Genomic DNA, 25,049 nt, shown 5'->3' with positions numbered 1-25,049 from the left:
GCCCAGCGTTCCCGACAACCGTTTTACATGCCCGGGCGCCAGGACCGTCCGGCATCCTCGTTGCCGGTCTCGCGCAGGAAGTCCTCGGTGGAGTCATCCACCGCACGCTTCTTGTCCGCGGCCTTGGACTCCAGCTTCGCGTTGGGGCTAGATACTCCGCGCTTCGCCGGAGTATCGGTTGCTTCGTCCTGTGCGCTGGATTCTTCGGCGGCCTCCACTGCGGCGTCATCCTCCGAAGAATCGTCGGTAGGAGCAACGGCAAGGGAACGCGCGCGCTCCACTCGAGCCTCGTGCTGCTTGTACTTCTTTTGGCGCATCTTGAAGGTCACCAACAGCGGGGCGGCGAAGAAGATGGAGCTAAACGTACCGGCGATCACGCCAATGAACTGCACCAGCGCCAGATCCTTGAGCGTTCCCACTCCCATGATGCCCACAGCGACAACCAGCAGAGAGGCGATCGGCACGAGGGAGAAGATCGACGTGTTGATGGAACGCATGATCGTCTGGTTGATGGCCAGGTTTGTCTCCTCGGCAAAAGTCGAGCGCGTGGATCCGAACAGCCCGGCAGTGTTCTCTTGTACCTTGTCGAACACCACCACCGTGTCATACAGCGAGTACGCGAGAATCGTCAGCAGGCCGATGACGGTAGCCGGCGAAACCTCGAAGCCGATGAGGGCGTAGGTGCCCGAAACAACAGTCAGGTCGATCAGCAGGCAGATAATTGCGGCGGCGGCCATATCACGTTCCAGGCGGATCGCGATGTACAGGAACACCACCAGCAGGAACACGCCGAGGGCGATAAGCATTTTCTTGGTGATGCTGCTGCCCCACGACTCGGACACGGTGGAATCGCTAATTGCGTCCTGCGTGATTTCGCCGACGTTGTTCTTCGGGTGGAACTCGTTGAACAGTGCGGAGCGTGCCTTGCGGATCTGTTCTTCCGACAGGCGCTCCGCCGTGATTTCGATGGATTCCGCGTCACCGCTGCCGACGGTCTGGGTCGACTGTGGCGCGATGCCAGTTGCTTCCTCGAACACCTCGGACACGCTGGACTCGGTGGCTCCACCCGCGGGCGGCATCGTCATGCGGGTACCGCCCTCAAAATCGATGCCGAGGGTAAAGCCGCGTACCGCGATAGACAGCACGCAGGCAACGAGCACAGCGACGAGGATGCCGTAGAGGCGCCCACGATTCTGCACGATGCGGAAGCCACCGGTGCCGTTGTAGATCTTTTCAAAGAAGCCACCGGCTTGGGTGTCTGGCGCGTCGACCGGGGTTGCTACTGCGGTCGTTTCAGTGGTCGTCTCAGCGGTCGTTGCTTCTGCCGCACTTAGGGTTTCAGCGTTACTCATTTACTTCCCCTCCTTGGTCTCGGAGGTCGAGGACTCTTGGTCGTCCATGGATGCGGTGTCTGCTGTGTCTGTGTCGGTGTCTGTCGAGCTGTCTTTTGCTTTCGACGCCGACTTCTCAGCCTTCGCCTTCTCCTTGGCGCTCACAGCGTGCGCGTGGGGCTTACGCCCGTACTTGCGCTCCGCAACGCGGTACGCAGAGCCCAGGCCATTGAGCTTCGGGGAAGCGAAGAACGCCCGGCGGGACATCAGGATGATCAGCGGTGCGGTGAGCAGGAACGCAACCACCAGGTCGAAGAGGGTGGTCAGACCCAACGTAAACGCGAAGCCCTTCACGTCGCCGATGGCCAGGAAGTACAGGATCACGGCTGCGATCAGGGAAACGATGTTACCGGTAACGATCGTGCTGCGAGCTCGCTGCCAAGCACGCGGCACGGCGGAGCGGAAGGTCGAGCCGTTCTTGATCTCGTCCTTGATCCTCTCGAAGTAGATCACGAAGGAGTCAGCGGTGGTGCCCAGGCCGATAATCAGGCCGGCGATGCCGGACAGGTCCAGGCTGTAGCCGATCCAGCGACCCAGCAGAACGATGAAGCCGTACACCAGAGAGAACGCAGCGATCAGGGAGACGATGGCCACCACGCCCAGGCCGCGGTAGTAAGCCAGGGCGTACAGGCCCACCAGCACCAGGCCAACCAGGCCAGCGATCACTCCGGCCTTCAGGGAGGCGGCTCCCAGCGACGGGGAGATCGTGGTGGTGGTTCCGCCCGGCTCGCCGTTCTCACCGACGAAGCTCAGCGGCAGCGCGCCGTAGCGCAGGTTGTTAGCCAGATCCTGGGCTTCCTTCTCGGAGAAGCTACCCGTGATTTGGGATACCTCGCCCGGAGGGGTTGGAGACTGGATTTGCGGTGCGGAGATCACCTTAGAGTCCAGGGTGATAGCCACGCGCTTGCCCAGCATCTGCTGGCCGAGTGCGTACCAGGTCTCGCCACCCGGAGTCTTGTCGCCGGTCTTGAACTTGAAGGTGATGGCCATCTGCGCCGAGTTCGGCTGCAGGCCACCGGTGATCTGCGAGTTCGTATCGATCATTTCACCGGTCAGGCGCTCGCCGTGCTTCTCGTCGGTCTCGCCCTTGAGTAGCGGTGCCGGGCCGAGGATCATCGGACCTTGGTCGCTACAAGTCACCAGTGGCTTCGCCGGATCGTCGGAGCCCGCCATGGGGTCGCTCTTCTCGCAGTCCAGCAGGGAGCCTGCAGCCTGCTGCTTGTTGCCATCGGTGCTTTGGCGGTCAGCCTTCAGCACCTCCACCTGCTTGTCGCGGCGCTCCTGCTCTTCCACCGAGTCCTTCGGCGTCGCCGGCGGCTTGGCTGTGACCTTCATGTCCTTCGGGTCGACCTTCAGACCGGCCTGCGGGAGGCCCTTCGCCATCTTGGCCAGGCGCTCGTTGGCGAACTCCGGCGTGATGATGCCGTTCTCCACCCACCTGTTAGCCATGTCCTTCAGCGCCTTGGGGAAGTCCTTCGTCGGCTGCCCTGGCTGGGACTCCGGGCGGAACAGCAGCTGGGAGGTCTTGCCCAGCGTGCGAGCCTCACCTGCGTCCGACCCTGGCACGGTGATGACCAGGTTGTTGCCGTCGGTCACCACCGATGCGCCCGATACGCCCATGCCGTTAACGCGATTCTCCAGGATCGTTCGAGCCTGGCTGAGCTGTTCCGGCGTCGGGGTATCGCCCTGTGGCACCAGCGTCACGCGCGTGCCACCCTGCAGGTCGATGCCCAGTTTGGGTCCGAAGGACTTGTTGCCCGTGAACATGATCAAGCCCAACACGATCAGGGCAATCACTACGAATGCGGCGATCGCCCGTTTCGGCCATGCGAAGCCACCCCGCGTAGCTTTTCTCTTTTGCTTCTTTGCCACCGCTTTATGTCTCCTACAATCCAGCCCTGCACCCGTCGGCGTGGCCGGTGTACTTAGAAAAATCCAACCCCGTGATACTAGCGCCTACTTGGGGCATTGAAAACACCCGACGCTCGTCGTGGCGCTAGTTAGCAGGTAATTCTTAGGTCGTTAGTCTTCCGTCAGCTGCGAAGCTTGCTGCGAGCCCGGCTCGACCGCATCAACGGTCTCGAGGATCGAAACCTTCTCCCAGGTCGTCACAACCCCCTTCGCAACCTCCAGGTCAACGGTGGTCTCCCCCACGTGAGTAACGCGACCGTGCAGGCCAGAGGTCGTCTTCACGACCATGCCCGGCCCCAGGCGATCCTGGAAGTCACGGATCTGCTGCACCCGCTTGTTCTGCTTGCGGATCTGGATCAGAGGCAGACCAACGAAAACCAGAAGGACCAGGACGATAAGAATAATGTCATTTGGCATAAGGCCAATCTTGCCATACCGCCCGCTAGACCCCGATGGTGCCCTCTGGTGGTTCCAGCCCGATGTGGCGCCACGCCGCCGCGGTGGCCACTCGCCCGCGCGGTGTGCGGCTGACCATTCCGGCGCGCACGAGGTAGGGCTCGCAGACTTCCTCGACCGTTGACGGTTCTTCCCCTACCGCCAGCGCAAGGGTATTGACGCCCACCGGTCCACCACCATGGCCTTTCACCAACGCTTCAATGACCGCCCGGTCAAGCCTGTCCAGCCCCGACTCGTCGACGTCGAAAACCAACAATGCGGCACGCGCCACCTCGACGGTGATTTTCCCGTCGGCGTTGACGTCCGCGAAGTCGCGGACCCGGCGGAGCAATCGGTTGGCGATACGCGGGGTTCCGCGGGAACGGGAGGCGATCTCCGCTGCGGCGTCCCCAGTAATATCAACCCCCAAGATTCCCGCAGCGCGCGTGACGACGCGCGTGAGGTCGGCGACGTCGTAGAACTCCATCTGTGCAGTAAAGCCGAAGCGGTCGCGTAGTGGCCCGGTGAGCATGCCCGCGCGCGTCGTAGCGCCGACCAGGGTAAACGGGGCGATTTCGATGGGGATAGAGGTAGCGCCCGGCCCCTTGCCGACGATGACGTCGATGCGGAAGTCCTCCATGGCCATGTACAGCATTTCCTCGGCGGGGCGGGCCATGCGGTGGATCTCGTCGATGAAGAGCACGTCGCCCTCCATGAGGTTCGAGAGCATGGCAGCCAGATCACCCGCGCGCTCCAGCGCGGGGCCGGAAGTCATGCGCAGGGAGGTTCCGAGTTCCTGAGCAATGATCATGGCCATCGTGGTCTTGCCAAGTCCCGGCGGACCGGCCAACAGCACATGGTCGGGAGCCACGCCGCGGGAGCGCGCCCCGCCGAGGACCAGATCCAGCTGGGTGCGTACCTTCGGCTGGCCGATGAATTCGTCTAGAGACTTCGGGCGCAGGGAGGTATCGATATCGGAATCCCCGGAGGTTTCTTGAGGGTTCAGCTGCTCGTTCGGGGCGAGGTTGTTGGGCGCAAAGTTGTTGCCCACGCCCGGCGGCAGTTCGAACTCGGTGCGCTCAATATCGCTCATGCTCTACAGTCTCCCCTATTTCACCGCGGCCAGGGAAGCGCGCAGCAGCGCGGAGGCATCCGGCGGGGTCTGCTCCGGCCACTGTGCCAGCACGCCGTCGACGGCCGCGTTCGCCTTCGGCTCAGTGAAGCCCAATCCCACCAGGGCTTCGATGACTTGTTCACGGACGTCCGGGGCCACCGCCCCGCCGGTGCCGGATGTGCCGGTTGCCCCGACGGCAGTTCCCAGTGCGCCTTCGCCGGCCGGATCACCGAAGTCTGCAACCTTGCCCTTCAGATCCACAGCCATGCGCTCGGCCAGACGTTTGCCCACTCCGGGGGCCTTCTGCAAAGTCTTGTGGTCGCCGTTGGATACCGCCACGGCGAGCTCTGCGGGCGACACCACGGACAGGATAGCCAGTGCCAGCCGTGCGCCCACGCCGGAAACGGACTGCAGGGTGTTGAACGCACGCTTCTCGTCGGCATCCTTGAATACGTACAACGTCTGCGAGTCCTCGCGCACCACCATCGCGGTGGTCACGAACACTTCTTCGCCGCGTGGCAGCTCCGCGATGGTCGTGGCCGTGCCAGCGCACTGGTAGCCGACACCGGCGCACTCGATAACCACGTAATCAAGACCCTTATCAATGACGATTCCGCGCAGTGATGCGATCATAGTTTCCCCTTCACAAGATGGTTCAGCGGCGCTCGCCAGCAATGACAAACCGCCAGCGCCAACGCATCCGCCGCGTCCGGTGGCTTCGGCGGCTCGCCGAGCCCCAGGATGCGGGTGATCATGCGGGTCATCTGTGCCTTGTCTGCCCGGCCATTGCCGCTGATGGACTTCTTGACCTCACTGGGCGTGTACATGTGCACGTCCACTCCCCGCTTCGCCGCGGCAAGCATCAGCACGCCCGATGCGTGGGCGGTGTTCATCACCGTGGACACATTGGAACGTTCAAAGACGCGCTCAAGCGCCACCACATGCGGCTGGTAATCGTCGAACCACTGCTCTACCGCGGCGGATAGCTTAAGCAGTCGCTGCTCTAGCGCCATATCAGCGGGAGTCCGCACCACCCCCACGGCCACGGGGTACACGGCCCGCCCCTTCCCCGCCTGCACCACGGAAAGTCCGCAGCGCGTCAGCCCAGGGTCGATCCCCATGACGCGCAGCCCGGCCAGCGAGGTCGGGCTAGCAGCGGGGGCGCCCCAGGCGGAATTCTGTGGAGTACTCATCGTGCCATAAAGAATAGCACAGATGTTCCAATTACTCCCCGTCCAGCTCCGCCAGCACCTCGTCCGACAGGTTCATGTTCGTAAACACGTTCTGCACGTCGTCCGAATCCTCCAGCGCGTCGATAAGGTTAAACACCTTCTTCGCCGTGGACGCATCGGCCGGAACTTCCATTGTGGCGCGGAAGTCCTGTTCAACGGAGTCGTAGTCGATTTCCGCTTCCTTCAGCGCGTCGCGCACCGCGTTCATGTCGGAAGACTCGCACACGACCTCGAACTTCTCGCCGATGTCGTTGACTTCTTCCGCACCCGCGTCCAGCACGGCCAGCAGGATGTCGTCCTCGGTGTGGTCGCCCTTCTCCAGCACAGCCACGCCCTTGCGGTTGAACAGGTAGGAAACGGAGCCCGCGTCGGCCATGTTGCCGCCGTTCTTGTTCATGGCAGTGCGCACGTCGGTGGCGGCGCGGTTGCGGTTGTCGGTCAGGCACTCGATGAGCATGGCCACACCGTTGGGGCCGTAACCTTCGTACATGATCGTTTCCCAGTTAGCGCCGCCGGCTTCTTCGCCAGAGCCGCGCTTGCGGGCGCGCTCGATGTTGTCGTTGGGCACCGAGGACTTCTTGGCCTTGGTGATCGCATCCTGCAGCGTCGGGTTCGCGCTGGGGTCACCACCACCGGTACGGGCAGCCACTTCGATGTTCTTGATCAGCTTGGCGAATTCCTTGCCGCGCTTAGCATCGTTGGCAGCCTTCTTGTGCTTGGTCGTTGCCCATTTTGAGTGGCCGGACATGGTCCTCTTTCGGTAGTCGGGTTCGTCTGTATCGCTTCCATACTAGACCTCCCGCTGCACCGACAGTCACGCGCATGGCCTTTTTTATTGACGCCCCCACGCCGGCACCGCCCTACACCCCAGCGCGGTGACCTTCCACCATCCGTAGGAAGTAGCCGTGCACGCGGTCGTCTTCGGACAGCTCCGGATGGAAGCTGCATCCCAGCACGTTCCCCTGGCGCACGCCCACGATAGTTCCATCGGGCAGGGTGGATACCACCGTGACCCCATCGCCCACTTCCTCGACCTTGGGGGCGCGGATGAACACGGCTTCGACCGGCGTCTCGATATCCCCGAACTGCAACTGGGTCTCGAAGGAATCCACCTGGCGGCCGAAAGCGTTGCGCCGCACTGTGATGTCTAGCGCGTGCAAGCTGTGGGCGTCCGCACGAGTATCCAGAACCCGATCGGCCAGCAGGATCAACCCGGCGCAGGTACCAAACACCGGCAGGCCATCGGCGATGCGGGCGCGCAGAGACTCCAGCATTCCGCCGAGATCCAACAACTTGGACATCGTAGTGGACTCGCCACCGGGCAGGATCAGCCCGTCGAGGCCCTCCAGGTGTTCGATCCGGCGGACAGCACGGGCTTCGTGGCCCAGGCGCTCAATGCTACGCATGTGCTCGACGAAGCCGCCCTGCACGCTCAACACACCAATGATCACAGCGCTACTGCTCCTTCTAGCTATTGCTTTTTCAAAGGCACCGAGGAGGCACCGTCGCGCAGGCTGCGGGTCAGACCCTCCTGCGTAACCACGGCAACAAGGTCGCCCTGCTGGTTGAAGATCCGCCCATGGGTCAAAGCTCGACCACCGTGGGCGGACGGGGAAATCTGGTCGTACAAAAGCCACTCGTCGGCACGGAAGGGGCGTAGGAACCACATCGCGTGGTCCAGCGAGGCCTCCTGGAACTCCGCCGGGCGGTGCGGAACCAACGCCGAGGACAGCAACGTCATGTCGGACATGTATGCCAGGGTGCAGACGTGCAGTGTGTCTGCGTCCAAACCCTCTACCTCCGGCAGCGGGGTCTTCGTGCGGAACCACACCACCTGTTGGGAGGCGGTGTACTTGTTGTGCTCGTAGTCCTCCGGTGGCACAATCCGCACGTCCCAATCCGCCCACTCGTCACGGAACAGGCGCTGCATGCTGGTCAGCGATCTCGGATCAACCACAATCGATTCTGGGTCCGGAACCGCGCGCATCTCATCGGAGTGCTCGGGGCCGTAGTCGTTCCGGATGTGAAAGCTGGCCTGCATGATGAAGATGGCCTTGCCGTTCTGTACGACCTTAACGGAACGGGAAACGAAAGATCGACCATCGCGCACGCGGTCGACCAACATCACCGTCGGCGCGTCGGGGTTGCCGGGGCCGACGAAGTAGCCGTGCAGGGAGTGCACGCTGAATTCGTCGCTCACTGTGCGGGTAGCTGCCACCAGAGCTTGGGCGGCCACCTGGCCTCCGTAGGTGCGAGCCAACTTCGACGGCAGTGGACTACCGCGGAAAATGTCGCGGTCGACGCGCTCCAGATCCAGGATGTCAAGGATCTTCGGACGGTGATCTGCCATTACCAGCCGCGCTCCGCCAGACGGTGCGGCTGCGGAATCTCATCCACGTTGATGCCCACCATGGCCTCGCCCAGTCCACGGGAAACCTTGGCGATGGTCGCCGGGTCATCGTAGTTCTGGGTGGCCTGGACAATGGCGCGGGCGCGCTGCTCCGGGTTGCCGGACTTGAAGATGCCGGAGCCAACGAAGACACCTTCGGCGCCGAGCTGCATCATCATTGCAGCATCGGCCGGGGTGGCGATGCCACCGGCGGTGAACAGCACAACCGGAAGCTTGCCGTTGGTCGCTACCTCGCGAACCAGCTCGTACGGCGCCTGCAGCTCCTTGGCTGCAACGTAGAGCTCGTCATCAGCCATGGAGGTCAGTCGGTTGATCTCCGCACGGATGGTGCGCATGTGGGTCACGGCGTTGGAAACATCGCCGGTGCCGGCCTCGCCCTTGGAGCGAATCATGGCTGCGCCCTCGTTGACGCGGCGCAGTGCCTCCCCCAGGTTGGTGGCGCCACAGACGAAAGGCACCTCGAAGTCGAACTTGTCGATGTGGTTCTTGTAATCGGCGGGGGTCAGCACCTCGGACTCGTCGATGAAGTCCACGCCGAGGGATTGCAGTACCTGAGCCTCCACGAAGTGGCCGATACGAGCCTTAGCCATCACCGGGATAGAGACGGCGTTGATGATGCCCTCGATCATGTCCGGATCGGACATGCGGGACACACCACCTTCGGCGCGGATATCGGCGGGCACGCGCTCTAGGGCCATGACGGCGGTAGCGCCGGCATCCTCGGCGATCTTAGCCTGCTCGGGGGTAACGACGTCCATGATGACGCCGCCCTTGAGCATGTCGGCCAGGCCGCGCTTGACGCGAGCGGTGCCAGTGTGGGCAGCAGAAGAGTTATTAGTCACGATGCTTGACTTCCCATCTTTCAAGAAATGTGGATTTGCTCTAGTCTAACCTGTCTAGTTTGCGGAAACGCTATCGGGCGGGCGCTTAAATCTGGCCCTCCACAGAGTATGCCTCACCTGCGGAATCCTGCGCGTAACCGGGCTGGGCCTCACCGCGCTGGGCCTCACCGCGCTGGGCCTCACCGCGCTGGGCCTCACCGCGCTGGGCGTCACCGCGCTGGGCGTCACTGGGTTGGGCGTCACCCTGTGCGGGCGCAGGGCTGGACAGCAGCGCCTCGTAGTATTCCGGCAGCGGGGCGCGACCGGCCAGACGTAGGGCACGGACCAGCGGTCGCGTACGCACACTGAGCGTGTCGGATACCGCGTCGTTGTAGAACCGCGCGGCCAGATCCACCTTCGAGGAGGCCTCCACGAAGCTCGCGGCGTTCCAGACCTCCGGTTTCAATTCGCTCAGCAGCTCGTTTTCCGCGCCGCTGCGTGCCCCCATGTCAGTGGCCCGCAGTGCCACCCGGTTCACCTGCGCCACCTCCTGGCTCAGGTCCGGCTGCAGTGCCGCAATCACGGCCGATCGGGAATGCAACGCGCCTTCCAGGCTCACGCGGGCGGAGTCCGTGCGGATGTGCAGGCGGTTCAGCCTGGTGGCCATGCCAGAGGCCCACACGCCGACAATGATCGCGACGATCACCACTAGCGCGGCGATCATTGCCCATACCGGAATCGTGATCATGCCAACGTCACCTTTCGCCCCTTCACCGTCACCGTGTCATAGACCTGCTCCACCTGGTCGGTCACGGTTTTCCAGTCGAAGTCCATCGCCCTTGCCACGCCGGCTTTGATGAGCTCCGCCCGGGTGTTTCCCTCTCGCAGCAGCTGCACGGCCTGCTTCGCCAGGTTATCGGCCGAGCCATTGTGGAAAAGCCGGGCGGATTTGCCGTGCTGACCGACCGCCTCGAAAGCCGGAATGTCGCTGGCCAGCACCGCGGCACCAGCCGCCATGCCTTCAACCAGGACGATTCCGAAGCTCTCGCCACCGGTGTTCGGCGCCACATAGACATCGCTAGCGCTCAAGGCGCTGGCCTTGTCTGCGTCGCTGACGCGCCCGAGCACGCGCACGTGGGCGTCACTAGGACCTAGCCCTACACACGAGGAAAGCCCCAGGTTACGTACCCGCTCGACCAGCGCATCGATGTCGCCGCCACCGGCTATGATCAGCTCCACATCGGGCACCTCCGCCACGATCCGCGGCATGGCCTCCAACAGAACCTGCAGTCCCTTCCGGGGCTCTTCGAAACGGCCAAGGAACATCAAGCGGGGGCGCTCCACACCGGGCTGCCCGAGGCCCTCCAAGGGACGAGCCTCCCGGTAGACAGAGGTATCCACGCCGTTGGGAATCAGCACCGGGTCGCCGGCCAGGTTCTCCACCTGCCACTTGCGCGCCTCCTCAGAGACTGCGATACCGCCGTGGATGCGTTCCAGGAAGGGCCGCAGAAACGGCAGGGCTACCTTCAGAATCTTCGACTCGCTGGCAGAGGCATGATACGTGGCCACGATCGGCCCCTCCGCCACAGCCATAGCCATCATGGAATAGGACGGCGAGTTCGGCTCGTGGATGTGCAGCAGGTCGAATTGATTATCACGGATCCAGCGCTTCAGGTGCTTTTTGGTGCGCGGACCAAAGCTCAGTCGGGCGACCGAGCCGTTGTAGCGGATCGGAATGCTGGAACCACCTAGCTCCACGAAATCCGGCAGCCCCTCCGTGGACTTCCCCGGGCCGATCAGACTGACCTCGTGTCCGCGCTTGCGCAGCTCCGTACACAGGTCGATGGCGTGGATCTGTACTCCGCCGGGTTCGTCGAAGGAGTACGGGCAGACCATTCCTATCCTCATGCGTCCTCCAACCCCAGTCGCTTGCGCCGTGCCTCGGATAGGTCGGCGAACCACAGAGGCTGCAGCATGTGCCAGTCCTGTGGATCCATGGCGATACCCCGAGCGAAGTTATCGGCCATCTCCTGCACGATGTCCTGCAGCTCGCGTCCCTCCACGGCGACCGGGGTGGTTTCGTGTTCCCAGGTCTCGGGCTGGCCCCGTCGGGCGGCATCCGAATCGGTCGACCCACCACGGAAAGCCACGCGGGCAGTGAACAGGTTAGCCCCGGTGCGCTGTGCCAGTAGCGCCGCACCAGCGGGCATGGAAGTCCTTTCACCGAAGAAGTCCACGTGCACGCCGTGGCCGGTCATGTCGCGCTCCCCCATCAGGCATATCGTCCCGCCGCCCCGCAGCACTTCTTCCATCTGCTCCAGCGGCGGTACCTTTGCACCCGTTAGGGCGATGATTTTAAAGCCCAGCGATTCGCGGTACTCCACGAACGCCTCGAAAAGGCTCTCCGGCTTCAGCCGTTCCGCCACCGTCGTGAACGTCCCGTAGTGGTGGACCAGCCACACACCGGCCATATCCCAGTTGCCCGCGTGCGGCAGCGCGATGATCGTTCCGCGCCCGGATTCTGCGCTGGCGTGCAGCGCCTCCAGCGACCCGGGCACGAAGTTCCGGTTCAGCTCCGCAGCCAGCTCCGGCCCTGCCATGGCTGGTAGCTGGAAGGCCTCGCGCCAATAGCGCATGTAGCTGCGCATCGACCGGCGCACCAGGTCGCGAGTGACGTTTTCTGGCCCGACGACGCGCGCCAGGTTGCGGCGCAGCTGCTCTGGGCCTTTGCCGTTTTTGGACGCCACGTCTGCGCCCCATTCGAACAGTACTTTCGCCACCGGCTGCGGCAGCTTGGAGGTGATCTTCCAGCCGGCAATATAGGCCGCGGCCGTGAGCCGCTCGCGCATTACTGCTCACCCCCGTCGGTCGGGAACTCGCGGGCTCCTTCGGGGGCGGCGATGGTCTCAGACGCGGCGTCAGAACGCGCGACAACAACCAAGCGCTGAATGACCGTAAACAGCGAACCAGCAGCGAGGATCCACAGGCCCCAAGCGAGGATGTGCGGGATGCCCAGACCGCTCAGGCCGACGGCTACGAGCGAGATGATGAGGCGCTCGGGGCGTTCGATCAGGCCACCCACGACCTTGATGCCGGAGGCCTCGGCGCGGGCTTTGACGTAGCTGGTGACCTGGCTGGCGACCAGAATCACCAGGCAGACGCACATCATGATGGTGTTGACGGGATCCAGGAGGCCGAACCAGACGACGAGGGCTCCGAAGATTGCCCCGTCACTGAGGCGGTCGCAGGTTGCGTCCAACGTGGCGCCAAAGCGGGTGCCGCCGCCGCGCATGCGGGCCATGGTGCCGTCGACCATGTCCGTAGCCACGGTCAGGCCAATCAGCACCGCCGCGGCGAAGTGATGTCCGGTGGGAATCAACCACAGTGCGAAACCGATCGCCAGCATGGTGCCAAAGACGGTCACCGCGTTGGGGGTGATCCCCACCTTGTGCAGCACCCGGGCGATCGGTTCGATGATGACCGCGGCGGGACCGCGGCCGTGCACGCTAAGCATCGCTGAAGTTACTCTCCCTTGTCTGCGGAAAGGACGGTGCGCTCCCATGCCTCCGCCAACAGCGCACGGGTCTCGCGCAAGGTCTGTGGCAGCACCTTGGCACCGGTCATGACTGTCATGAAGTTAGCATCACCAACCCACCTAGGCACTATATGTTGGTGGAGGTGTGTCGGAATGGAGCCACCCGATGCCTTGCCCAGATTCAGGCCGACATTCACCGCATCGGGCTTTGACACGGCGCGCAGGGTCTTCAGCGCAATCTTCGTAAACTCCGCGAGCTCCGCGGTTTCCTCGTCCGTGAGCTCCGTGTAGTCCGCAACCTGGCGGTAAGGAACCACCAGCATGTGCCCGGGGTTGTAGGGGTACAGGTTCAGCACGCAGTAGACGGTCTGGCCGCGGGCGACGATCAGCGCCTCCTCGTCCGACTGCTCCGGCAGGGTGGAAAAAGGGTCAGCGGAACGATCTGACTTCGCGATGTACTGCGAGCGGTAGGGAGCCCACAGCCGATCGAGCCCGCCTTGCAGGTCGGGCTGCGAGCCTGCGCCTTGGTCTACGTACTGGTCCCCCACAGCGATTTAAGCCTCCACCAACGGCTGTACCAGTTCCGCGCTCGGCTGGGCATTGCGGCGTTCGCGAATCCAGGTGGAGATGATGCGCAGGGCATCCTCGCGTGGCACGCCGTTAACCTGGGTGCCGTCGAGGAAGCGGAAGCTCACCGCGTTGGCCTCGACGTCGCGCCCGCCGACCAGCAGCATGAACGGCACCTTGCCGGTGGTGTGGTTGCGGATCTTCTTCTGCATGCGGTCGTCCGACGTATCGACCTCCGCGCGGATTCCCTGGGAGCGCAACTCGGCAGCGAAGTCCTCCAAGTAGTCGTTGAACTCGTCGGCGACGGGGATGCCGACGACCTGGTGCGGAGCCAGCCAGGCCGGGAAGGCACCGGCATAGTGCTCCAACAGCACGCCGAAGAATCGTTCGATGGAGCCGAACAGGGCACGGTGGATCATGATCGGACGCTTCTTCGAACCATCCGGGGCGGTGTATTCCAGGTCGAAGCGCTCCGGCAGGTTGAAGTCCAACTGCACGGTGGACATCTGCCAGGTGCGGCCGATGGCGTCGCGGGCTTGCACGGAGATCTTCGGACCGTAGAAGGCCGCACCGGCCGGATCCGGAACGAGTTCCAGACCCGACTTGGTGGCCACGCGCTCCAGGATCTCGGTGGAGCGCTCCCAGATCTCGTCGCTACCGACGAACTTGTTCGGATCCTTGGTGGATAGCTCTAGGTAGAAGTCATCCAGACCGTAGTCGCGCAGCAGGGAAATGATGAACTCCAGCACCGTCGTTAGCTCTTGTTCCAGCTGGTCCTCGGTGCAGTAGATGTGCGCATCGTCCTGGGTAAAGCCGCGGGCGCGGGTGAGTCCGTGGATCACGCCGGACTTCTCGTAGCGGTACACAGTGCCGAACTCGAACAGGCGCAGCGGCAGCTCGCGGTAGGAGCGCCCGCGTGAGGCGAAGATCAGGTTGTGCATCGGGCAGTTCATCGGCTTGGCGTAGTAGTCCTGCGCCGGCTTGGTCTCGTTACCCTCGTCATCGGTCTCCCCGTCCAGCTGCATGGGCGGGAACATGCCGTCTGCGTAGAAGTCCAGGTGCCCGGACTTCTGGAACAGGTCACCCTTGGTGATGTGCGGGGTGTTAACGAAGCTGTAGCCGGAGGCAATGTGACGCTTGCGGGAGTGCTCCTCCATCTCCAGGCGCACGATGCCGCCGTCCGGGTGGAACACGGGGAAGCCAGAGCCGATCTCGTCCGGGAAGCTGAACAGATCCAGTTCCTGTCCCAGTCGGCGGTGGTCACGCTTCTCCGCCTCCGCCAGCATCGTCTGGTACTCGGCCAGCGCTTCCTTGGATTCCCACGCGGTTCCGTAGATGCGCTGCAGACCAGCCTTGGACTGGTCACCGCGCCAGTAAGCGGCGGAGGAACGGGTCAGCGCGAAGGCCGGAATGTAGCGAGTGGTGGGCACGTGCGGGCCGCGGCAGAGGTCGTACCACTCGACGTCGCCGGTGCGCGGGTTGACGTTGCTGTAGGCGGTCAGCTCGCCGGAGCCGACCTCGGTAGCCTCGTCGGAATTCGGGTCGACGTTGCCCTTGTCGGCGATCAGTTCGGTCTTGAAAGGCTCGTCCCTGTACTCCGCACGCGCCTGCTCTACGTCGTCGTAGGCCTTGCGCTCGAACTTCTGGCCGGACTTGATGATCTTCTTCATCGCCTTTTCCAGCTTGTTCAGGTCCTCCGGGGTGAAGGGCTCTGCAACCTGGAAGTCGTAGTAGAAGCCGTTTTCGATGGCCGGGCCGATGCCCAGCTTCGTGCCGGGGAACTCCTTCTGCACGGCCTGAGCCAGGACGTGTGCGCAGGAGTGGCGAATAACCCCGCGCCCCTCATCGGTATTGGCGGGCACCGCAGTCACATCGGTGTCTTGCTCTGGTGCCCAGGAAAGGTCGCGCAGCTGGCCGACGTTGTCGCCCTCAGCTTCCTTGACGCAGACGATGGCTTCCGGGCCCTTGTTCGGCAGTTCCAGCTCGCGCATTGCAGCGCCTGCGGGAGTGCCTGCCGGCACCCGGAAGGTTACGGGTGCCTGATGGGCATCGGCTGCTGGAGGGTTTGCGGGGTTACTCACTTGTGGATCGCGCTCCTTCTAAAGGCTCATGTGACGGTCACATACCTGGTGACAGTCCTCAACGCCCGTAGATTCTACCCCTCTAGAATCTTCTGGCCCCAGTACGCCCCGTGTTGGGTGCCGGGCAGTACCCAAAACACCGCGGAGCCGACGTGGGTAATCCACTTATTCAGTCGATCCTTTTCCGCCAGTCGCTTCTGCAGTGGAGTGAAGGCCTTGTCGGGGTCGTTCTGGAAGCAGATGAAGATAAGGCCGCTGTTGCCCAGTGGCGTTACTTCGTTGTCCCAGTTGTAGGCGCGACGGCGTATGTGCGTGCCCTCGCCGGCGGTAATGCCAACGTGGCTGCGCTCGTCGATCAACGGCAGACCGTCATCGCCCGCCTTGTTCAGATCCACTGGGTCGAATTCGTCGTTGCCGCCGATCGGGGCGCCCGTATCGACGTGGCGCCCGAACACGACCTCCCGCGACTTTCGATCCAGTTGCTCCCAGGCCGGCATGTCGAAAACGATCCGGCGCACGACCATAGCGCTGCCGCCCTGGTCGTCCCAGATGAACTCGTTGTATTCCTCTTCCTTGCGGGGAATGGCCGTGCCATCCTTGAATCCCAGCAGGTTGCGGGGAGTCTCACCTGTGGGTGAGTCGACGAATCCGCGCTGGGTCCACTTCGGCGTGGCGTAGTCGCGCCCGCCACGGGTCAAAACGCGAGCCGCGTGACTGACGGCCGTCAGATCGTCGCCGCAGATCTGTAGAACCACATCGGCTGCGCCGAAATCATCGTTGAGCTTGTCCCCCTTGAACTTCGGCAAGCCGTCCAGGTTCTTCTTTACCCACGACGGAGCATCGCCCAGAAGGCCTACTTCCTCAATCAGCTTCGGCCCCCACCCGACGGTAATCGTCAGGTTCTGGGGTGCGACGGTCAACTCGTGCTCCAGATCCGCCAGGGCGGTCTTGCCCTGCGTCATCGAGCGAGCGTCACCCGTCCAGATCCGCATCAAGCGTGTGAGGTTCTGCTTCAACCCACCGCTGGGCAGCCCGTCCCTCTTCAGGTCAAAAGCTACGACCAGCGCATGGGTCTGCGAGTCTTCCTGGATTCCTGCTTGGTGCGGCCCGTCGAAATCTATCTTTCTTATTGACGCCCCACTGTCCGCCCCAGCATTGCCAGCTGACGCAGCGGAATCATCCGCCGAGCTGCATGCTGCCAGTACGGATGCGGCGCCGGTCATGCCCAGCCCGGCGAAGAAACCTCGGCGGGTGAGCTTATGCCCGCTGGCGGGTTCGGGCGTGGGGGCGTCAGAAAGCGAAGAACGGGAATCTACAGGATCAGACATGGCGATTAGTGGTGCTCGTGGCCCTCGTGGTCCTCGTGGCTCATGTGATCACCGTGATCGTGGCCCATGTGATCGTGCCCCATGTGATCATGACCCTCGTGCCCCTTGTCGCCCTGGCCTTCGCCATAGTGCTCGTGGGTCGACTGCTGGACGCGCACCGGGATGTTCTTCATCTCGTATTCCTTGCCGTCCTCGTCCACGAGGGTCAGGGTCAGGGCATCACCGGCGGAGAGCTCCTTCTTAACCTCCATGATCATGATGTGATCGCCGCCGGGCTCCAGAGCCTTGTCCTTGCCCGCAGGAATCTTCATGTCGGAGACCTGCTTCATCACACCGGCATTGTCAACCGTGTGCAGCTGATAATCAGCACCATCGATGTCGCCCTTGACCTCGGTGATGGTGATGTCCTTGTCAGTGGTGTTGTGCAGAGTACCGAAGACGGCAGTCATCATCTTGTCTGCACCCTTGGCCGTCACATAAGCGTCCTTGAACTGCAGCTCCTCGCTGCCAATCGCTGCAGACTCTCCACCCTGCTCGGCGGATTCAGCGGCCGAGGACTCGGTTGCCGAAGCGCTCTGGGAGCTAGTGGAATCCTTCTTCTCATCCCCGCTATCAGAACATGCGGAAAGAACCAGCGCACCGCTGAGGGCAATCGCGGCCACCGAAGCGGCACGCAAGCTCTTCTTGGAAGCATTCAGGGAGGTCAGGGACATAACGAACCTTTCGTTTAAAAGGCGTTCAGGCCCACCACCATCGTTGTGCCCGGGAATATCCCCGGCACGCACGCAACTATAAGTCTCGTGCGTTAGTTGGCGGAACCAGACGCGGAAGCTGCGCCGGAGGCGGTTGCCTCGGCGTTGTTCCCGGCCGTACCGTCCATCTCAGTCATCTCGGACTCTGCAGTCGCGGATTCAGACTCAGCCTCAGACTCGGTTTCAGACTCGGTCTTAGACTCAGCGGAATCCGTAGCTGCCTCCTCAGTGGACTGGATGCTCGGGGTAGCCGGGCCGGTGGTGGCAGTGTCCTCGCGCTTGTCACCGTCGTTCTCATGCGGAGGGGTGCAGGCGGACAACGCGAGAGCGGTGGAAAGAGCCAGTGCAGCGGCGGTTGCAGAGCGGAACTTCTTCACGGGAATTCTCCTGATCAGGTAAACGTCAACAAATCACGCGCGAAGAACCTAGTCGTTCTTCACATCGCGAAAGCGGGCAATGGCGAGCGCCAGTGCACCTACAATTACGACGATACCGCCCAAAGGCAATAACCAAGAAGGAACACTCGGGGATTGCTCCCCCGCTTCCCCCTCTTCACTCTTTTTCTCCTCTCCACTATCGCCAGCGCCGTTAACCGTTCCGCCCTCAGCTTCGAGAGTGAACTTGACGCTACCGCGAGTGGAGTGACCATCGGAGCTAGTGATCTGGTAGCCGATAACGTACTCGCCGTTGTCCTTCTTCGACTGGACATCCTCGGGCACGTCGATGCTCAACTGCCGACCATCTGCCTTCGGTTCCCCGCGGAACAGAACATCGCCGTTGTGGGACAACGCGATGTTGTTGAAACCATCCTGCGGCGCGCCGGAGAAATCCAGCACGATCTTGCCTGGCAAATGGTCAACCGTGGAGTTGGCAGAAGGGTTCGAATTCAGCACCACGTCGTGAGCCTCCGCAGGAGCACTGACCCCCACCGAGACGGCAGCGACCATTCCACACGCGGCAAGGCCGCGAGCGAGGGGGCGTCCAAAAGAAGAAAAACGGCGAGGCATGAAAACGGTGAACCTTTCTGTCACAGACACTGCTAACACCATAGCGCCGAAAACGATGGATGAAATCCTGCGAACACTTTCGACACTGCATGAGTAGTCGGGCGCGGGCTGACAATAGTTCCCAACCCAGATCCCCCACCCCCTAGAGGGGGAAAAGAAAAACCGCCCGGCGCCTGCGCGCCGAGCGGATGTTGGTGGTTCCAACTGGGTTCGAACCAGCGACCTTTCCGGTGTGAGCGGAACGCTCTTCCACTGAGCTATGGAACCTTAGTGATCCTTTGCGACCACTGGGGAAGAAAGTTACCACTAGGGACTCAGCAGAACCAAACCCCCTTGAAGTCAGCGGTGCCGAAAATCCCAACGATGTAGTTCTATGGCTGCGACCCCGGCAGTATCTCCGGCAACGAAGCGCTGTTTAACCTGGGGATTTGTGATCTGGCAGATAAACACGCTAGTGTTTGTTTTCACAACAACGATCGATTGCACATTCAGTAGCACCGATCAATGTTTGCGAGTGCGGATGTAGCGCAGTTGGTAGCGCATCACCTTGCCAAGGTGAGGGTCGCGAGTTCGAGTCTCGTCATCCGCTCCACGCTCAAGCCTAGTAGGTTCCCTAATAGGACTTGGGTCGTTGATTTCCTGCGCGTTTAGCTCAGCGGGAGAGCGCTTCCCTGACACGGAAGAGGTCACTGGTTCGATCCCAGTATCGCGCACAGGATCCCATGCGGATCCGAATGCGGATGTAGCGCAGTTGGTAGCGCATCACCTTGCCAAGGTGAGGGTCGCGAGTTCGAGTCTCGTCATCCGCTCCACGGTTCACTAAAGTGGACCACGAGCAAGCACTTCACTTGCCGCGGTGGAATGGCTGAGTGGCTTAGGCAACGGTCTGCAAAACCGTGTACACGGGTTCGATTCCCGTTTCCACCTCCACATTCTTAAACACAAAGTGAACTATTAGGCGCGTTTAGCTCAGCGGGAGAGCGCTTCCCTGACACGGAAGAGGTCACTGGTTCGATCCCAGTATCGCGCACAGGATCCCCCCGAGGATCCGAATGCGGATGTAGCGCAGTTGGTAGCGCATCACCTTGCCAAGGTGAGGGTCGCGAGTTCGAGTCTCGTCATCCGCTCCAAAAAATTTGAGGGAGGCTCCGCGCCTCCCTCTTTTTGCTTTCTTACCAGCGGCGTGGCACCGGGGCGCGGGGAACTTCCGGGGCTAAAATCATTCCGCGATGAATGCCGACAAATCTACTTCTCCCCGTGTAGACACCTCCCGGTTGCTCTGCGTGGTGTTCTGGCCGCTAGCCGTGATGACTTTTATCCACCGCGCGTTCCTGCACCCCTGGAACGCACGGCTGACCGATGACTTCGGGACGGTCATTAACGCCCTGTACAAATTCCGCGCGCACGAGGCGATCTACGACCAGGACTATTCGTCCACCGACCCCCACTACTTGTACTCCCCCGGCGCCACGCTGCTGCTGAGCCCCCTGTCGCTGGTTGGCAACATCGATGCCGCCCGCGCGATTTACGTGGTCGGCAACGCCATCGCGGCCGTACTCGCGGTGATGGTGCTGACAAGGTTGTTCGGCTTCCGCCTTTCCTCCTGGGTTGTGCCCGTCGGCGTCTTCTTCCTCTTCAGCTCCGAATCGATCGCGAACACCCTGGGCTTCGGCAACATCAACGGCGTGCTGCTGCTGGCCGAGTCGCTATTCCTCTGGCTGCTCATTAACAACCGGAGCCTGCTGGCGGGGCTCGTGATCGGCCTAGCCATCACGGTCAAGCCCCAGTTCCTCCCCCTGCTGTTCATTCCACTGATGCGCCGTCAGCTTTCCACCATTGGCATTGCAGTGGCGATTCCGGTTGGGCTGAACGCCATCGCCTTCCCACTGACCGCCAACGCCAACGATTACTTCGACAAGCTGCTGCCTTACCTCGGCGGCGTTCGCGACTTCGCCAATTCCTCCATTCCTGGGGTCGGCGTGTACTTCGGTTTCCCGGATTGGACGATCTGGCTGTGGCGGATCTTGGCGGCTCTGGGCGTGATCGTGGCCCTCGCGATGCTGTTGCGCTTCCGTGACCGCGACCCCGTCATGTGGTCTGCAACCACGGCCGGTGTCTTATTGACAGGCGTGTTCTTGATCAGCAGCCTGGGGCAGATGTACTACTCGATGCTGCTGTTGCCGATGATCTTCACGGTACTGCGATCCCGTTCCACCATGCACAACCCGGTGGCGTGGTTGGGCGTGTACCTGTTTTTCAGTTTCGACGAGTGGTTTTCCGACCGGTGGGTCAACTATGGCCGTATAGCGGAGTATACTCGCGGCGCAATCGGTTGGTCATTGTTGATAGTGTCTGCCGCGGTGGTTTCGGTGTTGTGGTTCCTTAGGGATCGACGCCACAGCGTCCACCCCCTCGGCGATCTGCACACGAATGGCCTGTTCTACCGGGCACCAGCCGAATCGGTAAGTGAGAGGAAAGACTAATGGTAGAGCTGAACCCTTCCGTCGACTACCGCCAGCTCTCCGAGGAGCAGTGGCGCGAACGGTTGACCCCTGAGGAGTTCACCGTGCTGCGCCAGGCGGGTACCGAAGCCCCGTTTAAGGGCGAGTACACCGATACCGAAACCGAGGGCGTGTACGCCTGCAAGGGCTGTGGCGCAGAGCTGTTCCGTTCCAGCGAAAAGTTCCACTCGCACTGTGGGTGGCCGAGTTTCTTTGATCCGAAAGATTCCGACGCGGTGATTACCCGCGTGGATAACTCGTTGGGTATGCGCCGGATCGAGGTGCTTTGTGCACGCTGCGAAAGCCACCTTGGCCATGTTTTTGAGGGTGAGGGCTACCCCACCCCCACGGATCAGCGCTATTGCATCAACAGCATTGCGCTGACTCTCAAGCCCACCGAGGGCTAAAAGAGCCAAAGAAAAAGGCGCCCAGTGGGCGCCTTTTTGAGTTAAGCCAGCGACTCTACGAAGCCGGCCAGGTTCTCCTGGGAGCCGTTCACACGGCGGCCGGTGAAGAACGGGGTTTCCTCGCGCACGTGGTGGCGGGCCTCCGTGTAGCGCATCTTGTACATCAGCTCAACAATGCGCTCCAAGGTCGGGGATTCGAAGGCCAAGATCCACTCATAGTCGCCGAGTGCGAAAGCAGGAACGGTGTTGGCGCGGACCTCATCGAAGCCCAGTGCAGCCTGACCGTGCTCGCGCAGCAGGCGGGAACGCTCCGCGCGCTCCATGGTGTACCACTCGTAGCTGCGGACGAACGGGTAGACGCAGATCCAGTCGCCCGGATCCTCGCCCATGATGAAGGACGGTAGGTGCGCCTTGTTGAACTCGCTCGGGCGGTGCAGGCAGGTGTTGGACCATACCGGCTCGCAAGCCTGACCCAGCTGAGTTTCCTTGAGGAAGCGACGGTAAGCCGCCTGCAGGTCTTCCATCTTCTCTGCGTGCCACCAGATCATCACATCTGCTTCGGCACGCAGCGCGGACAGGTCGTAGACGCCGCGGATTTCCAGATCCGCGTCCGCGTAGGAGTCAATGAATGCCTGGAAGTCTGCAGCCACCTCCGAGCGCTCCCCCAGCACACCCGGCTCAACCTTGAAAACCGAGTAGTTCGCAAAGCGGACGACGGCGTTGAGGCGCTTGATTTCCTGCGCGTTCAGTTCACTCATAGTGTTTAAGCCTTTTAGCCTTTCTTGGTTTTGAGTGTCGCGGGTTTTCCCACACCCGCATGTGCAATCCAATTTACGCGACCCAGTACATGGGAGGGGGTAGGCGTGGGGAGGGTCACGCCATTTCGCGGATAATCTCCCGGGCCGCCTCCACACCGGAGGCTGCACAAGCTGGCACGCCCACGCCGTTGAGCATGGCGCCGGCCAGTGCCAGCCCACGCACACCGAGCACGTCGTCGTAGGCCTGCGCCATCGCATCCATGTAGCCCACTCCGTAGCGTGGCAGGCCACCCCACCAGCGCTGAACGAAGTACTCCTCCGGGGTCTTGCGCTCGCCAGTGATGCGCTCCAAGTCGTCGACCGCGAAACTCAGCAGAGCACGGTTGTCCACTTCCAAGTGCCAGGGGTTAGAGAAGTTGCCGAAGCTAGCGCGCACGAAAGCTCCTCCCCGCTCGGCCAGATGCGGCCACTTGCGGGAAGAGAACGTAAAAGCCTTCGCCTCGGTGGGGGCGTCACTTCCCAAAAGAACCCCAGAGCGCTCCGGGATGCCATGGGCAGAAGCCATGCGCATGCCCACGACTACGCTGCTGGCAAGCTCCACTTCGCCCAACACGTCCGCGGCCGTGGGTGCCATGTACTGCAGAATCGCGGATGCGGTCGGGGCGGGAGTGGCCACGATAACCGCGTCGAACTCACCGATCGGATCGATGTAGTAGCCAGTACGGGTGCGGCCGATGGATTCCACCGCCGCATTGCGCAGCACCTCGGGGTTCGCGTGACGCACCAGTGCGTCCACCAGGCTGGCGTAGCCTCCGCGCAGACTGCGGAACACCGGCTTGGGCTTCTCCCCCGCCTCCGGCTGTGCAGCCGCACGCTTCGAAAGAATCGCTTCCACGGCATCCACCAGGAAGAACGGCTGGCCGGTTTCGCCCAGACGATCAAGTTCCGCGGCAAGCTGTGGGATGGTGGCGCGGACGCCCAGGTCGAATCCGTCGGCGGAATACACGCCTCCGAGCAGCGGGGAGACCAACCGGTCGACCACGATGCGGCCCAATCGGGCTTCCACCAACTGGCCAACAGAGGTGTCCTGGCCGGGGGTCCACGTCATGGGCTGACCGTTACGCTCCGCGTCGATGCGGGCAGCTCCGTCCTTGCCGACGACCTCCAGCACGTCCTCGCCGCGGGACGGAATTCCCATCAGCGTGCGGCGGGGGATGTCCACCAGGGCACCGTCGACGTAGAAACCACTCGGCAGGCCAGAGGGAGTGCACAACTGATCGCCCAGCCCGACGGACTCGATTAGCTCTGTGAAGTCCTGCCGAAAACCCAGGTACGCCTCCGCTCCCATGTCCACTGGGCCGTTGGCGAAGTTAACCGTCTTGAGCTTCCCGCCCAGGCGGTCGTAGGCCTCGGTCACCAGGATGCGGGCATTCGGCCCCAACTGTCGACGCAACTCCCAGGCGGCACTCAGACCCGCAACTCCGCCGCCGATGACGGCGACGCGCAGCCCCTCCAGCCCGGTGGTATCTAGCTTCTCGAAGTGGCAGGAGAACTGGTTAGCTTTCATCGCTTGTGAACCTCCTCAAAGGCGCGAGTGATGGCATCCGGATCCGTGTTGGGCAACACCCCGTGGCCGAGGTTGAAGATGTGCCCGCGAGCCTGGCCACGCTCGATAGCTCGGTCGGCCTCTGCACAGATGCGGGCGACGTTCTCTGCGGTAATGTCCGGGCCAGCGAACAGCGCCGCGGGATCCAGGTTGCCTTGCAGTGCCTTCGCGCGGCTGGCAGGCTCCGCGGTGGGTTTGGCCTCTTGCAGTGCGGCAGAGATGCGCGCCGCCGCAGAGTCCATCGGGACGCGCCAATCCACTCCCACCACATCCGGGCCGGCCAGAGCCATTTCTCCCAGTAGCTCGCCGGTGCCCACGCCGAAGTGAATCATCGGAATGCCATAGGGACGCATCGCATCGAAGATCTGGGCGGAAAACGGCTGGACGAATTCCCGGTAATCCCGGGCGGACAAGTAGCCCGCCCAAGAGTCGAACAGCTGCAGGGCATCCACGCCAGCCTCCGCCTGAACCTGGAGGAAGCGGACAATTGTGGGCGTCAATCGGCGCATCAACGAATGCCACACATCAGGATGGGTGTACATCAGTGCCTTCGTGACCTCATGGTTCTTCGATGGGCCACCTTCCACCAGGTAAGAAGCCAGGGTGAAGGGTGCGCCTGCGAATCCGATGAGCACCTGGTCGTTGCGCAGCCCCTCCAGAACTCCGCCGATGCCCTCGACGATGCTGTCCAACTGGCCTGGTTCGACGATCGGCAGCTCGTCGACGGCCTCCTGCGTGCGAACCGGGTGCTCGACGACCGGACCCCGACCAGCCACAATATCCAAGTCCACCCCCGCTGCCTTCAGCGGCACCACAATGTCGGAAAACAGGATCGCGGCATCAGCATCGTGCCTCCGCACCGGCTGCAGCGTGATCTCCGCCAACAGCTCAGGGTTGAAACAAGATTCCAACATCCCGTGGTTCTTGCGAATCTCGCGGTATTCAGGCAGCGAACGGCCTGCCTGGCGCATCATCCACACCGGTCGGCGACTGGGCTTTTCGCCGCGCGCAGCGGCCAGGAAAGGCGCATCCTTATCGGCTCGGCGGCGTGCCTCGGCAGCAGCGACATCGGCGGGCAAGTCGGACATAGGATCTAGGCGATCAAAAGGCTCACGCGTCATGGCCTCCATTATGCCAGCGCCAGCGGAGCGCCCGGCAATCACAATCGCCTCGGCGCGCCTCACGTCTGCACC

At 62.4% G+C, this 25,049-nt stretch carries 25 protein-coding genes and 7 tRNA genes; 8 read left to right on the top strand and 24 right to left on the bottom strand.

Annotation, left to right across the window (positions count from 1 at the left end; translation table 11 throughout):
* Positions 1–23 precede the first annotated feature (23 nt).
* From secF to L8U58_RS02490, 21 genes are all read right to left on the bottom strand, one after another.
* Entirely contained in the window at positions 24–1,352 is a 1,329-nt protein-coding gene (gene secF, locus L8U58_RS02590; RefSeq protein WP_269954629.1) for a protein translocase subunit SecF, read from the bottom strand.
* Positions 1,353–3,263 (bottom strand): protein translocase subunit SecD, encoded by a 1,911-nt coding sequence (gene secD / locus L8U58_RS02585; RefSeq protein ID WP_269954628.1) that lies wholly within the window; start codon positions 3,261–3,263, stop codon positions 1,353–1,355.
* A gap of 150 nt (positions 3,264–3,413) precedes the next feature.
* Positions 3,414–3,719 carry a preprotein translocase subunit YajC gene (gene yajC / locus L8U58_RS02580; protein WP_034968196.1) on the bottom strand — a complete coding sequence of 102 codons (306 nt, stop codon included), beginning with the start codon at positions 3,717–3,719 and terminating at the stop codon, positions 3,414–3,416.
* Positions 3,720–3,744: 25 nt separating this feature from the next.
* Positions 3,745–4,830, bottom strand: a complete 1,086-nt coding sequence (gene ruvB, locus L8U58_RS02575; protein WP_034968199.1) for a Holliday junction branch migration DNA helicase RuvB — start codon at positions 4,828–4,830, stop codon at positions 3,745–3,747.
* Between the two features lie 15 nt (positions 4,831–4,845).
* Positions 4,846–5,484 (bottom strand): Holliday junction branch migration protein RuvA, encoded by a 639-nt coding sequence (ruvA, locus tag L8U58_RS02570; protein ID WP_043015195.1) that lies wholly within the window; start codon positions 5,482–5,484, stop codon positions 4,846–4,848.
* Entirely contained in the window at positions 5,481–6,044 is a 564-nt protein-coding gene (ruvC, locus tag L8U58_RS02565; RefSeq protein ID WP_051893705.1) for a crossover junction endodeoxyribonuclease RuvC, read from the bottom strand. The genes ruvA and ruvC overlap by 4 nt, the downstream gene beginning before the upstream one ends.
* Before the next feature lie 31 nt (positions 6,045–6,075).
* The gene (locus L8U58_RS02560; RefSeq protein ID WP_034968213.1) at positions 6,076–6,831 is read right to left on the bottom strand and encodes a YebC/PmpR family DNA-binding transcriptional regulator; all 756 of its coding nucleotides are present in this window, start codon (positions 6,829–6,831) and stop codon (positions 6,076–6,078) included.
* A gap of 112 nt (positions 6,832–6,943) precedes the next feature.
* Entirely contained in the window at positions 6,944–7,534 is a 591-nt protein-coding gene (gene pdxT, locus L8U58_RS02555; RefSeq protein ID WP_269954627.1) for a pyridoxal 5'-phosphate synthase glutaminase subunit PdxT, read from the bottom strand.
* A 20-nt stretch (positions 7,535–7,554) separates the two neighbouring features.
* The gene (locus L8U58_RS02550; protein ID WP_034968221.1) at positions 7,555–8,433 is read right to left on the bottom strand and encodes an acyl-CoA thioesterase; all 879 of its coding nucleotides are present in this window, start codon (positions 8,431–8,433) and stop codon (positions 7,555–7,557) included.
* A complete protein-coding gene (pdxS, locus tag L8U58_RS02545) occupies positions 8,433–9,335 on the bottom strand; it encodes a pyridoxal 5'-phosphate synthase lyase subunit PdxS (protein ID WP_141747037.1) in 903 nt (300 codons plus the stop codon). Before pdxS ends, L8U58_RS02550 begins: the two co-directional genes overlap by 1 nt.
* An 85-nt stretch (positions 9,336–9,420) precedes the next feature.
* A complete protein-coding gene (locus L8U58_RS02540) occupies positions 9,421–10,062 on the bottom strand; it encodes a hypothetical protein (protein WP_338078536.1) in 642 nt (213 codons plus the stop codon).
* Positions 10,059–11,222: a glycosyltransferase family 4 protein gene (locus L8U58_RS02535; protein WP_269954626.1), complete on the bottom strand. Its 1,164-nt coding sequence runs from the start codon at positions 11,220–11,222 to the stop codon at positions 10,059–10,061. The genes L8U58_RS02540 and L8U58_RS02535 overlap by 4 nt, the downstream gene beginning before the upstream one ends.
* Positions 11,219–12,163 (bottom strand): phosphatidylinositol mannoside acyltransferase, encoded by a 945-nt coding sequence (locus L8U58_RS02530; RefSeq protein ID WP_034982005.1) that lies wholly within the window; start codon positions 12,161–12,163, stop codon positions 11,219–11,221. The genes L8U58_RS02535 and L8U58_RS02530 overlap by 4 nt, the downstream gene beginning before the upstream one ends.
* Positions 12,163–12,828 (bottom strand): phosphatidylinositol phosphate synthase, encoded by a 666-nt coding sequence (gene pgsA / locus L8U58_RS02525; protein WP_269954625.1) that lies wholly within the window; start codon positions 12,826–12,828, stop codon positions 12,163–12,165. Before pgsA ends, L8U58_RS02530 begins: the two co-directional genes overlap by 1 nt.
* An 8-nt stretch (positions 12,829–12,836) precedes the next feature.
* Positions 12,837–13,397 (bottom strand): HIT family protein, encoded by a 561-nt coding sequence (locus L8U58_RS02520; RefSeq protein ID WP_051892226.1) that lies wholly within the window; start codon positions 13,395–13,397, stop codon positions 12,837–12,839.
* Between the two features lie 6 nt (positions 13,398–13,403).
* Positions 13,404–15,407: a threonine--tRNA ligase gene (thrS, locus tag L8U58_RS02515; protein ID WP_269954692.1), complete on the bottom strand. Its 2,004-nt coding sequence runs from the start codon at positions 15,405–15,407 to the stop codon at positions 13,404–13,406.
* A gap of 164 nt (positions 15,408–15,571) precedes the next feature.
* Positions 15,572–16,825 carry a Dyp-type peroxidase gene (locus L8U58_RS02510; RefSeq protein ID WP_080719967.1) on the bottom strand — a complete coding sequence of 418 codons (1,254 nt, stop codon included), beginning with the start codon at positions 16,823–16,825 and terminating at the stop codon, positions 15,572–15,574.
* 5 nt (positions 16,826–16,830) lie between these two features.
* Complete coding sequence (locus tag L8U58_RS02505) at positions 16,831–17,538, bottom strand: copper chaperone PCu(A)C (RefSeq protein WP_269954624.1); 708 nt, start codon at positions 17,536–17,538, stop codon at positions 16,831–16,833.
* A gap of 92 nt (positions 17,539–17,630) precedes the next feature.
* Complete coding sequence (locus L8U58_RS02500; RefSeq protein ID WP_035002343.1) at positions 17,631–17,954, bottom strand: hypothetical protein; 324 nt, start codon at positions 17,952–17,954, stop codon at positions 17,631–17,633.
* A 48-nt stretch (positions 17,955–18,002) separates the two neighbouring features.
* Positions 18,003–18,584, bottom strand: coding sequence for a copper resistance CopC family protein (locus L8U58_RS02495; protein ID WP_080719771.1), 582 nt, complete (start codon positions 18,582–18,584; stop codon positions 18,003–18,005).
* A gap of 192 nt (positions 18,585–18,776) precedes the next feature.
* Positions 18,777–18,851 (bottom strand) — tRNA-Val (locus L8U58_RS02490).
* Positions 18,852–19,100: 249 nt separating this feature from the next.
* On the opposite strand from L8U58_RS02490, the gene L8U58_RS02485 reads away from it, so the two are divergent.
* The 8 genes from L8U58_RS02485 to msrB all read left to right on the top strand — a co-directional run bounded on the left by L8U58_RS02485 (position 19,101) and on the right by msrB (position 21,492).
* A tRNA-Gly gene (locus tag L8U58_RS02485) sits at positions 19,101–19,176 on the top strand.
* 49 nt (positions 19,177–19,225) lie between these two features.
* Positions 19,226–19,297, top strand: a tRNA-Val gene (locus L8U58_RS02480).
* 23 nt (positions 19,298–19,320) lie between these two features.
* Positions 19,321–19,396, top strand: a tRNA-Gly gene (locus L8U58_RS02475).
* Between the two features lie 43 nt (positions 19,397–19,439).
* Positions 19,440–19,514 (top strand) — tRNA-Cys (locus tag L8U58_RS02470).
* A gap of 28 nt (positions 19,515–19,542) precedes the next feature.
* Positions 19,543–19,614, top strand: a tRNA-Val gene (locus tag L8U58_RS02465).
* A 24-nt stretch (positions 19,615–19,638) separates the two neighbouring features.
* Positions 19,639–19,714 (top strand) — tRNA-Gly (locus tag L8U58_RS02460).
* Between the two features lie 99 nt (positions 19,715–19,813).
* The gene (locus L8U58_RS02455; RefSeq protein ID WP_269954623.1) at positions 19,814–21,067 is read left to right on the top strand and encodes a glycosyltransferase family 87 protein; all 1,254 of its coding nucleotides are present in this window, start codon (positions 19,814–19,816) and stop codon (positions 21,065–21,067) included.
* On the top strand, positions 21,067–21,492 hold the full coding sequence (gene msrB, locus L8U58_RS02450) for a peptide-methionine (R)-S-oxide reductase MsrB (RefSeq protein ID WP_269954622.1): 426 nt from the start codon (positions 21,067–21,069) through the stop codon (positions 21,490–21,492). The genes L8U58_RS02455 and msrB overlap by 1 nt, the downstream gene beginning before the upstream one ends.
* A 41-nt stretch (positions 21,493–21,533) precedes the next feature.
* Here msrB and hemQ read toward each other — a convergent pair whose 3' ends face one another.
* From hemQ to hemE, 3 genes are all read right to left on the bottom strand, one after another.
* On the bottom strand, positions 21,534–22,250 hold the full coding sequence (gene hemQ, locus L8U58_RS02445) for a hydrogen peroxide-dependent heme synthase (RefSeq protein WP_034970708.1): 717 nt from the start codon (positions 22,248–22,250) through the stop codon (positions 21,534–21,536).
* Between the two features lie 115 nt (positions 22,251–22,365).
* Entirely contained in the window at positions 22,366–23,817 is a 1,452-nt protein-coding gene (gene hemG, locus L8U58_RS02440; protein ID WP_269954621.1) for a protoporphyrinogen oxidase, read from the bottom strand.
* Positions 23,814–24,944 carry a uroporphyrinogen decarboxylase gene (gene hemE / locus L8U58_RS02435; protein ID WP_269954691.1) on the bottom strand — a complete coding sequence of 377 codons (1,131 nt, stop codon included), beginning with the start codon at positions 24,942–24,944 and terminating at the stop codon, positions 23,814–23,816. The genes hemG and hemE overlap by 4 nt, the downstream gene beginning before the upstream one ends.
* Positions 24,945–25,049: the final 105 nt, after the last annotated feature.

It is taken from the genome of Corynebacterium macclintockiae, assembly GCF_027570165.1.
GTDB lineage: Bacteria > Actinomycetota > Actinomycetes > Mycobacteriales > Mycobacteriaceae > Corynebacterium > Corynebacterium macclintockiae.
Note: the sequence above shows the minus strand (reverse complement) of the source record. Positions and strands in the feature narration are given on the sequence as shown.